Here is a 9,224-nt window from a genome sequence, read left to right as displayed (position 1 = left end):
CCTCGACCTCACGTTGGCCAACGTGCCAAGTCGCTGGTCAAAGGCCTGTGCTACAGAGGTTGAAAGGTTGAGGTTGACGTTGTCACGCGTAGTTCTGGGTCGAGGGCCATGCCGGTGTTGGCGAAGAAGCCGGCGAGGAGATCGGTATGTCGCTGACAAGCGCGTAGGCGGTGTCTGACCAGGGCGGCGAGGTGGTCGACGCCGTGGGCGGCGATGTTGGTCAGGCCGCGTTTCATCCAGCGCCAGACGCCTTCGGTCGGGTTGAGATCGGGTGCGTACGACGGTAGGCGGATCACGGTGAGCCACGGCCGGGCCGCGATCAGGGCGTGCATGCGGCGGCTGACGTGGGTGTTGAGGTTGTCCCAGATCAGCACGATCGGGGCTCGTAGCTGCTGGTGGGCCTGGTCGAGGAAGGCGATGTAGTCGTCCTCGCTGAAGCTGCCGCGTTCGCCTTTACGGCCGCGGTGCAGCCGGGTGCGCCACAACAACCGGCCGCGTTGTCCGGGCTTGAGGCAGACCAGGCCGGCGATCGACACCCGGCCGGAGCCCTTGCCGGAGATCTGCACCACGGGCGTACGGCCGCGGCGTGCCCAGGTCTTGGCCATCGGCGGCCGCAGTACCTGGCCGGCCTCGTCCTGGAGGCAGATCCACGCGCCCCGGGCCGCGGCTAACCTCTTACCGACGGCCACCGCCTGCGATGCCATGTGGCGATCGCCTCCGGGGCACGTTCGGTCGCCCGCCGGGTCGGGACCTGCTGGCTGTAACCGATGCGATGCAGCAGGTAGGACACCCCGCGCAGCGTGTAGGACACACCGAAGCGGCGTTCGATCACCTCGACGACCCGTACCAGAGTCCAGCGGGCGTCCACCCAGCCGTGTTCCACCGGTCCCCGGTCGAGTAGGCCGGCAAGCTCGCCGAGTTGCTCGTCGGAGAGTTTGCAGTCCGATCCGCCCGGCCCCGATGACGCCAGAGCCGCGGTCCCGCCGTCAGTCCAGCGACGCCGCCACTTACGGACCGATTTCGGAGAAACCCTGAGCTCAGCAGCGATCTTCATGGACGGTTTGGACTCCTCGAACATGGCCGCGGCCTGCATCCAGACCTTCTCACGCCGGACCCGGGCTGCCGCGTTCATGCCACCACCAGCCGGATACCTCATACCTCCGGCCTACCGCACCCATCGATAAAGGTCACGCAGACATGCCGACGACCGTCAGCCTTTCAACCTCTGTAGCTATGTGCAATCACGCAAGGGGTCGGACCAACCATAGGCGTCAAGATCAGGCGCGGCAAGCATCAACGAATTCCATCAATTTTTGTCTAAAGGTGGTCGGAGCCCCGGTCTCATGAGGACGGATTCGTTTGTCGATCTTCAGGAGTTGTTTGCTCGCGAGGCGGCGCGTCAGCTTTCGAGGCCGGTGGGTGTGTTGCGCGTCAGCTTGTTCCTGCTCAGCGAGCAGCGGGTGGTGCCGATCAGTAGAGGGTGAGGGTAGTAAGGAATCAGGTGCTGCGGAGGCGTCTGATCGCGGTGTTGCTGACCTTGCTCGTGCTGTTTGCCGGTACGGCAGTCTCGTGTGGTGCCTATGCTGCGGTCGAGACAGGTGAGGACCGTTACGCGGGGCAGTTGATGGACCGGTATGCGGCCGAGATCACCGCCGCGGTCACCGATCGGGTTGAGCGCTATGGTGACACGCTCACCGATCTGGCCTACGCGATCGGAGCCCAGTCCGATCTGACTCGTGACGACCTCAACCGGATCACCGCGGGAATCGTCGCCAACCGGTTGCCCGGTGCCAGCGGCGTCGGTTTCGTGGTTCCGGTGCCGACCAGGAATGTCGTCTCCGTTCAGCGGTTTTGGCGGGGCCAGGGTTTCGACGGCCTGGTGCTGACACCGCTGCCGGGAGTGGTGGACCACGAATTCGTCATCTTCGAAAAGGGGTTCGACGGCCGTAAGCAGATGCACGGTGTCGATTTGACCGCCAGTGTGCAGGCCAGTGCGGTGCTCGGCATCGCCCGCGACAGCGGCCAGCTCGCGATCAGTGCTCCCTACTACCTGTTGCGTGACGATGAGATGGTCGCGGAGCAGAAGCAGTCGTCGGTGGTGTTGGCTACGCCGGTCTATACAGGCCTCGGGTCGGCGGCGCCGGACCGGTTCGTCGGTTGGTCGACGATGGGGCTGCGGGGCCAGGACTTCATGTCACAGACGTTGCTCGACCGTGGTCAGGGCGTGGTGCAAGCCCAGCTCCTTGATCCGGCTGGCACTGCTACGGTGCTGGCCGACGTCGCGCCCGGCACACGCGTCGCTGACCGGGACCTGGAGCGCCGGACGAGTATCACCGCTGGCCAGCGCCTCTGGGAGATCAGCATGTGGCCGACCAATCGGCTGCTCAACGTCACCGACCGGGGTCTTAGCCGCCTCACCCTGGCTTCCGGAGTCGGCCTGACGATCATGCTGGCCGCGGTGACTGCCGTCATGGCCGGCAGCCGTAACCGGGCATTGGAACAAGTCGATCGGGCTACCGCCGAACTGCGGCGGGACATCTCCCGCCGGGAGCAGGTCGAGAACCAGCTCCGCGAGCGTGAGGACGAGCTGCGCTATCTAGCCTTTCATGATCAGCTCACCGGTCTCGCCAACCGGTTGCTCTTCTACGACAGGCTCAGGCATGCCCTGACCACCCATGCCCGGGGCGGGCGCCACTTCGCGGTTCTTTTCATCGACCTCGATGGATTTAAGAAGATCAATGACGATCTTGGCCATGACGCCGGTGACACGGTACTGCGGGCCATCGCGGGCCGGTTGCGTACTGGGTTACGGGCCTCGGACACTGTCGCCCGGTTCGGCGGTGACGAGTTCGCCATCATTCTGGAAGGGCTAACCAACGTCACCGACGCTCGTCCTACGGCGGAGCGGATCATCGTCGATGCGCAGGAGCCCATCATGATCGGGGGTGTGCCGGCCCGGGTGTCCGCCAGCATCGGTATCGCGCTGAACCATCCCGGGTCCGGTACCGACGACATCATCCGGGAGGCCGATACCGCTATGTACGCCGCGAAGAACAGCGGTAAGAGCAGGTACGTGGAGGCTGTGCTGCCCTGAGGGCCCGTCGGGCGAGTAGGCCGGGACGCGGATTCCGAATCCGGTCGTATATCTGGAGCCCGGCGGACCGGTCCAGCACATCGGTGGACGCGATCAACTTATCGGGTGTTTGGAGCACGAGCAGGCGGTCCAGCCAATCGCCTATGGAGACGGAGGCCGGCCGGCAGCGTGGGCCGGTGCGCGGCGCGACGAAGAGGTGGCTGATCGTTCGGATGCCGGAAGAAACGGTCTCTTGCTGTGAAGTTGATCCTTGGCCGGTGGTGTCTGCGGTGATCTCGGCGAGTCAAGAGGGCAGGGGGCTGTCGGCCTGCCCTGCTCCGGCGGATCAGCGTTCCCGACCTTTTCCCGAATCTAGATTTTTGTTCGGATTCTTTTAGATCTCATGGTTCGAGGAAGTCGATCGAACCGTTGACCGATGCCCGCATCCGGTGGGTCATCTGGGCTTGCGATGAAGGATGGCATCACATGGGTCGTCTGGCTGATCTCGGGATTGCCAAGCGTCTGTCGCTGATCGTGGTTGTCGGAGCGGTCACCCTCGGCACCATCGCTGGCGTCGGCATGTATACCCAGAACGCCATGGCTGACCAGGCGGAGCTGGCAGTATCGCTGCTTCGCGGTAAGTCCGCGCTCAACCATCTCGATACCCGCGAAAGCGAATTGAAGGTGGACGCGCATCGGGCTGCCGCTGGTGAGGACGTAACCCAAGACGTCACCGACGACGTAGCCAGCGTCGGGGAGGCTTTCACGGCCCTCGATGATGCCGGTATGCCGGCCGGCCTTGACGCTCAGGTGGGACAGATCCATGACGAGGTGGAGGGTTTCACCACGTTCATCATCGAGTTCGCCAAGGCCGCTGCCGACGACCCGGAAAGTGCCGCGAAGCAGACCTCCCAGATCGGTGAGAAGAACAACGTGGTGGATGACGCGCTCAGCGCTTTGCACGAGCAGATCGACGCTGCGGTCAGCCGTGAAGAAGCCGACATGCAGAGCACCATCACCCGGGGCCGTGTGGTTTCGATCGCTGTCGCTCTGCTCGGTCTGGTGTTGCTGATCCTGCTGTCGATCCCGCTGGTTCGCTCCATCCTTCGCCCTGTCAACGCGGTTGGTACGGTGATCGACGCGTTGGCTTCCGGCGATCTGACCCGGCGTACCGGTGTGGGTAGCCGCGACGAACTCGGGCAGATGGCGGCCAGCCTGGATCGCACTCTGGACGGGCTACACGAGACCGTGACCACGATGGGCGGTAACGCCGACATGCTCGCCCACGCGTCGAACGAACTTGTCACCGTCGCCGCGCAGATCGCCAATGCCTCCCGGAGCGTCACGGCGCAGACCGGCGAGGCGAACTCGGCCGCGAACGAGATCAGTTTCAACGTGCAGACCGTGGCGGCTGGCTCCGAGGAGATGGGTGCCGCGATCGCGGAGATCTCCAACAATGCCGGCGCCGCAGCTCAAACCGCGAGTACGGCCGTGAATGAGGCACGTACCGCCGGTGATGTCATCCGCAAGTTGGGAGTTTCGAGCGAGGAGATCGGCAATGTCGTCAAGTTGATCACCTCGATCGCTGAACAGACCAATCTGCTCGCCCTGAACGCCACCATCGAGGCAGCCCGTGCCGGCGAGATGGGCAAAGGCTTCGCCGTGGTCGCGAGCGAGGTCAAGGACCTTGCGCAGGAAACAGCCAAGGCCACGGAGGACATCAGCGCACGGGTCGCCGCGATCCAGGCGGATGCGACCAATGCCGTTGACGTGATGGACCGCATCAGCGTGGTCATCGAGCAGATCAACGACTACCAGACGACTATTGCCTCGGCGGTAGAGGAACAGACGGCCACGACCGCGGAGATGAGCCGCAGTATCGTTGAAGTGTCGACCAGCAGTAGCGTCATTGCCGGCAGCATCAGCGACGTCGCCACCGCGAGCGCTTCCACACTCAACGGTGTCAACCAGGCCCATGCTGCCGCGGGTGAGGTCAAACGGGCGGCTTCCGCTCTGCACGCCATCGTCGAGCGATTTACCGTCTGAGCCGGTCGTGCGCCTCTGGCCGGTGAGACGGCTACCAACCGGGTAATCGGCGAACATGAGGTCTCCAGCCGACAGCCATGAGCGGGCCCGCCTCTGCGCGCGGTGTCTCTGAAGAACCGTCGATGCTCGTCGAGCATCGAACCCGATCGGGTTTTGCACCCGCAAGCATTCGCTTACCGAAATGATCTTGGCGCAGGTGCTCGCCGAGACCGCTTGAACCGGCCTGGACTGGGGCGAGCAGGTGTGCAATCAGATCGAGGCCCTGGGCCTGTTCGAATGGTTCCATCCCCGCGATGAGATGCTGGGCGCCACCGAGCCGCAACGCGGACATGTCGGCTGACAGAGACCAGCGCCGGGACTGTCATCCCGAGGGCCAGGGTCAGGGTCAGGAGGAATTCATACGCTTGCTGCGGTGGCACGGTTAGCAACACGGCCGTTCCATCGGCTCGTCAAGGCTCACGCTGAGTGATTCGAATCCGCCACGTCGCAGTCCGCTGCAGCCCATCGAAGTTGGGTCGGTCCGTGGATTCAAGAGCCGCCCTGTCGTTCTGGTCCTGGGGCCGTTGAGCCGGCGACCGGATGGCGCACAGTCACGATGCCCGTGCCATGGCTCCTTCCGCGCCCGGGAGATCCAGGTACTCGCTCACGGTGACCACGCCTCCCTAGGCGAACGGGGCTGGGCACCCATGAAAGCCGTTATGCACAGATGCAGTCCACAGGGTGTGGATAACGGAGGTTCGTACCCATTCGGTGTCACCTCGAACGACGTTCGGTTGGCCGTATCAGTGCCAGGCCGGGGCCGCCGGGTAGTCACCCCGTCGCGATGTCGCCACCATTGACTGTGACTGTCGAACGCGAAGACACGGAACGGGAACCGGCCGCGGGCGGCGTTCCGCCGGTCCGGATGCTGTCCTTGACGCGGGTGCGCCGTGGCGGCGCTTACCGCTCGCGAACTGCGACAGCGCGTTTGGCCCACGCAGTCTCCGTTTCGGTCACCGGGACCGAGGCACGATGCATGCCCGCATCGACCTGACGGCCGACCCCACCGTGACCGCGGACTTCGAAAACGTCCGGATCGGATCCGAAAAGCGCTCACGCCGACGTCGATCCAGCGCTGACGGCCCGCAACCCGGAAAGCACGGTCACGAGCCTCTGTTCTGAAATGGCGGCGCCAGGGGCGGTCGTAGATCGCTGATCACCTGAGCTGGCGGGGTGTCAACACACGTGGTTTACGGCCTGCCGACGATCAATCGGCGTGGGTGTGCTGCTGGGCTTCCCCGCTATTCGAGACACGACTGATGTGGTCGTCGGCTATCACAAATCGGCTCACCCCTGCGTGTACCTGCTGAGGAAACGGTTCGACGAACTCTGTCTGGGCGGTCTATCGAACACCCGCATCGCTGCTTGTCCAATAAAGCTCACGAATCGTGTAATCGGTGCGGGTAAGTGGCTAAAACACCATTTTTGATCTTGCTTGTTTGTTATTGTGTATATTGTGATGCTCAGCCGCTTGGTTTACTTCAGCGTAGAAGGCGACGTCGGGGCGCAGGGGATTCTGCGGATTCTCGACGAGGCGCGGGAGGGGAACCGAGGTGAGGAGATAACGGGTGTCCTCGCCTTCGACCGGCATTGGTTCCTGCAGTGCCTGGAAGGTCCGCGGGACGCGGTCACCCGCAAATTTCTGGCCATCGCCCGAGACCAGCGGCACAGCGGAGTCACTCTGGTCGCCTTTGAGGGCATCAGCAGCCGCCTCTTCCCCGACTGGACCATGGGCGCAATGGATGCCAGCGGTCTTGACCGCGAGGCATTCGATCCGCCGTCCATGACAGCATCGGCAGCGCTGGCGACATTGCGCGGTTTGCGGGCCACTGGCGCCACGATGTGAGCCACCACTCGGCCGCGGGCGATCCGGCCGGCATCTGCAGTCATCGGAGTGTCCCAGCTGCCGGCCAAGGTGCCCGCCGAACTGCGCCGCCACCTCAACACGACCTAAGCCTGACCGCACCTGAACGTACGCCTGGCGGATTCGGTGCAGCTACCGGGCCGGCCGTGACCACCCAGGCTTCCCACCGCGCCCCTGCCGTGGACTGCGTGGCCGTGCTGGCTGTTCGGAAGGGGCGCCGACAGCGCCGAGGCTGGAGAACGTCACCGGAGTAACTGCAGGGCGCACGGCCTCGGGAGGCGGCCACACTGATGCCGCGATCGTCACTCCGCTGACCGGAGCCGGCGGGGTGAGGTGGTCTAGCATTCGTTGTGCCTGATCGGTATCAATACCGCGGGCCGGGTCTATGCGAACACCCGCATTGTCGGCCAGATCCTCGATGTCGTAGCGGCTCATGGTCATGGGCACGAGGGTGCTGAGCCGCCGGGCGAACTCGGTCACGGAGATCATCTGTAGCGCTCCTCCACAATTCGATCACCCAGAGGTGACCCGTGCCTAGCCGGTGCGCGGCGGGCGATCCGGTCAATCAGCTTGCAGGGTGTGATCCCGGGGATGCGGCAAGACTTGGCCGACCAACGGTGGAGCCGACAAGGTACCCCGAAGTATCTGTCTCCAGGCATGATCTTTCTACCGCCTGATTCTCAGTCGTGAGAAACGCTGAAGTCTGACACTGCGCGGTGCGTACGCGCTGGGGGCCCCGTGGTGAAATGGTGGAGCTAGGTTGGGGGCGTTCATGGAACAACCGCCTATGTGGCGGCATCACTTGGTATATCACGACGACGTGGTCACGGTCGCGTTCTCTGGTGAGCTGGATCTGGCCGCTGCTCAGACGGTAGAGGGCATTCTGTTCGAATGGATCGAAGCTGAGGCGGTCGCCGCCGTGCGGGTAGATCTCGCCGACGTGGGATTCCTCGATTCCACTACCCTCGGCGTGCTGATCAGAGCCCTGCAGCATGCGAAGAGTCAGGGGCGAGGATTCGGTGTCGTCAACCCGAGTTCGGTGGCGAGCCGGATCCTCAGCCTGACCGGCCTCGATAGTGTCTTGTTGGCCTCTTGAGGTCTTGGGGGCACCGGCTGGCGGACGTGATCAGCGCCCGGCGTCCGTGTCGTTGAGCTAGCCGAGGTCTTCGCTCGTTGATTGGCGGTGGGGGATCCGGCTGGCGATCGGGTCGGTCGGCGCACCGTGGTTTGTGATCGGGTAGATCAGCCGGTCCAGCTCGGTCCCCATGACATGCCGAGGCGGCAGCTGCCGGTGTCCCCAGCAGATCGTGGACGGCGGTGGCGAGATCGTCGGCCGCCACCTCGGTGAGGCCGCAACGGGACATGAACGATGACGATCCGGCGCAGTCGATGAGGCGAATGTCATCGCGGTCGACGGCACGTCCGGTATCGGCCGGTTGGTGACAGGCATTGGGGCCACCGTCGCCGATCATGACGGAGCGGGTGTGCCACGGGTCAGCCGTTGCTTGCGGATCGAGCGTTTGGCAGCGAGGTACAACGTCTTAGGCGCCGCATCGGTACCTGTACCGTGGGCCAGATCTCGGCGGGCCCCCTACCTCGCGATACACGTTTCGGGCCGATGTCCTCGGCGCCGTGGCCGAAGTGTAGGACTCGGTGCCGGTCTTGCGGGGTGGCGCGGGTATGCAAGGTGCCAGCGCGCAATCGGAGCGTGTCATCGGCTGTTGCGCACGTGGTCATCGAAGTGCCGATCGATGGCGTAGACCTCGACGGGTACTTCGTTCTCGGACCACCACAAGATGGCCGCTGCAGCCCTCTGTCCGTTCGGAAAAACCGGCTCATCGGCGGACCGGTTGGGACAGCCATTGCCTGAACGGAAGCAGCGGCACCGGCCCGGCTCGACGTGCTGGCAGCTGACGTCGACGGCACCTGCGCCGGGCAGGGTTGTTGGTGGCGGTGTCGGGGTATCCCGCATGTTGTACACCAATGACGTGGAGGTGCCCGATGGCATTCGACGACAAGGTCGACAACAAGGCCGAAGAGGTCGGCGGCAAGGTCAAGGAGGGCGTGGGCAAGGCCACCGACGACGAGCGTCTGGAGGCCGAGGGTAAGGCCGATCAGAGCAAGTCGAACCTCAAGCAGGCCGGCGAGAAGATCAAGGACGCTTTCAAGTCCTGAACGGACCCGGACCAGCGATCGGGCGGG

The 9,224-nt window shown here is 64.2% G+C and carries 8 protein-coding genes; 6 read left to right on the top strand and 2 right to left on the bottom strand.

The window, feature by feature from the left end:
• Positions 1 to 50: 50 nt before the first annotated feature.
• Together Aco03nite_RS51030 and Aco03nite_RS51025 are read right to left on the bottom strand one after the other, a co-directional pair.
• Entirely contained in the window at positions 51 to 704 is a 654-nt protein-coding gene (locus Aco03nite_RS51030; protein WP_239146126.1) for a transposase, read from the bottom strand.
• Positions 668 to 1,132 carry a winged helix-turn-helix domain-containing protein gene (locus Aco03nite_RS51025; protein ID WP_239146125.1) on the bottom strand — a complete coding sequence of 155 codons (465 nt, stop codon included), beginning with the start codon at positions 1,130 to 1,132 and terminating at the stop codon, positions 668 to 670. The genes Aco03nite_RS51030 and Aco03nite_RS51025 overlap by 37 nt, the downstream gene beginning before the upstream one ends.
• 396 nt (positions 1,133 to 1,528) lie before the next feature.
• On the opposite strand from Aco03nite_RS51025, the gene Aco03nite_RS51020 reads away from it, so the two are divergent.
• The 6 genes from Aco03nite_RS51020 (at position 1,529) to Aco03nite_RS50995 (ending at position 9,197) form a co-directional block, all read left to right on the top strand.
• A complete protein-coding gene (locus Aco03nite_RS51020) occupies positions 1,529 to 3,094 on the top strand; it encodes a sensor domain-containing diguanylate cyclase (protein ID WP_203810249.1) in 1,566 nt (521 codons plus the stop codon).
• A 465-nt stretch (positions 3,095 to 3,559) separates the two neighbouring features.
• On the top strand, positions 3,560 to 5,119 hold the full coding sequence (locus Aco03nite_RS51015; protein WP_203810247.1) for a methyl-accepting chemotaxis protein: 1,560 nt from the start codon (positions 3,560 to 3,562) through the stop codon (positions 5,117 to 5,119).
• Between the two features lie 1,255 nt (positions 5,120 to 6,374).
• Positions 6,375 to 6,587 (top strand): hypothetical protein, encoded by a 213-nt coding sequence (locus tag Aco03nite_RS51010; RefSeq protein ID WP_203810245.1) that lies wholly within the window; start codon positions 6,375 to 6,377, stop codon positions 6,585 to 6,587.
• Between the two features lie 30 nt (positions 6,588 to 6,617).
• The gene (locus tag Aco03nite_RS51005; protein ID WP_239146127.1) at positions 6,618 to 7,004 is read left to right on the top strand and encodes a BLUF domain-containing protein; all 387 of its coding nucleotides are present in this window, start codon (positions 6,618 to 6,620) and stop codon (positions 7,002 to 7,004) included.
• Between the two features lie 838 nt (positions 7,005 to 7,842).
• Entirely contained in the window at positions 7,843 to 8,118 is a 276-nt protein-coding gene (locus tag Aco03nite_RS51000) for an STAS domain-containing protein (protein ID WP_203810241.1), read from the top strand.
• Positions 8,119 to 9,023: 905 nt separating this feature from the next.
• The gene (locus Aco03nite_RS50995; protein WP_203810239.1) at positions 9,024 to 9,197 is read left to right on the top strand and encodes a CsbD family protein; all 174 of its coding nucleotides are present in this window, start codon (positions 9,024 to 9,026) and stop codon (positions 9,195 to 9,197) included.
• Positions 9,198 to 9,224: the final 27 nt, after the last annotated feature.

The organism is Actinoplanes couchii (genome assembly GCF_016862075.1).
Classification (GTDB): domain Bacteria; phylum Actinomycetota; class Actinomycetes; order Mycobacteriales; family Micromonosporaceae; genus Actinoplanes; species Actinoplanes couchii.
The sequence above is the reverse complement of the archived record's forward strand: the minus strand, read 5'-3'. Positions and strand labels throughout refer to the sequence as shown.

Coding starts and splice junctions, on each gene's coding strand:
- Aco03nite_RS51030 (WP_239146126.1), bottom strand. CDS start 704: ATGGCATCGCAGGCGGTGGCCGTCGGTAAGAGGTTAGCCGCGGCCCGG.
- Aco03nite_RS51025 (WP_239146125.1), bottom strand. CDS start 1,132: ATGAACGCGGCAGCCCGGGTCCGGCGTGAGAAGGTCTGGATGCAGGCC.
- Aco03nite_RS51015 (WP_203810247.1), top strand. CDS start 3,560: ATGGGTCGTCTGGCTGATCTCGGGATTGCCAAGCGTCTGTCGCTGATC.
- Aco03nite_RS51005 (WP_239146127.1), top strand. CDS start 6,618: ATGCTCAGCCGCTTGGTTTACTTCAGCGTAGAAGGCGACGTCGGGGCG.
- Aco03nite_RS50995 (WP_203810239.1), top strand. CDS start 9,024: ATGGCATTCGACGACAAGGTCGACAACAAGGCCGAAGAGGTCGGCGGC.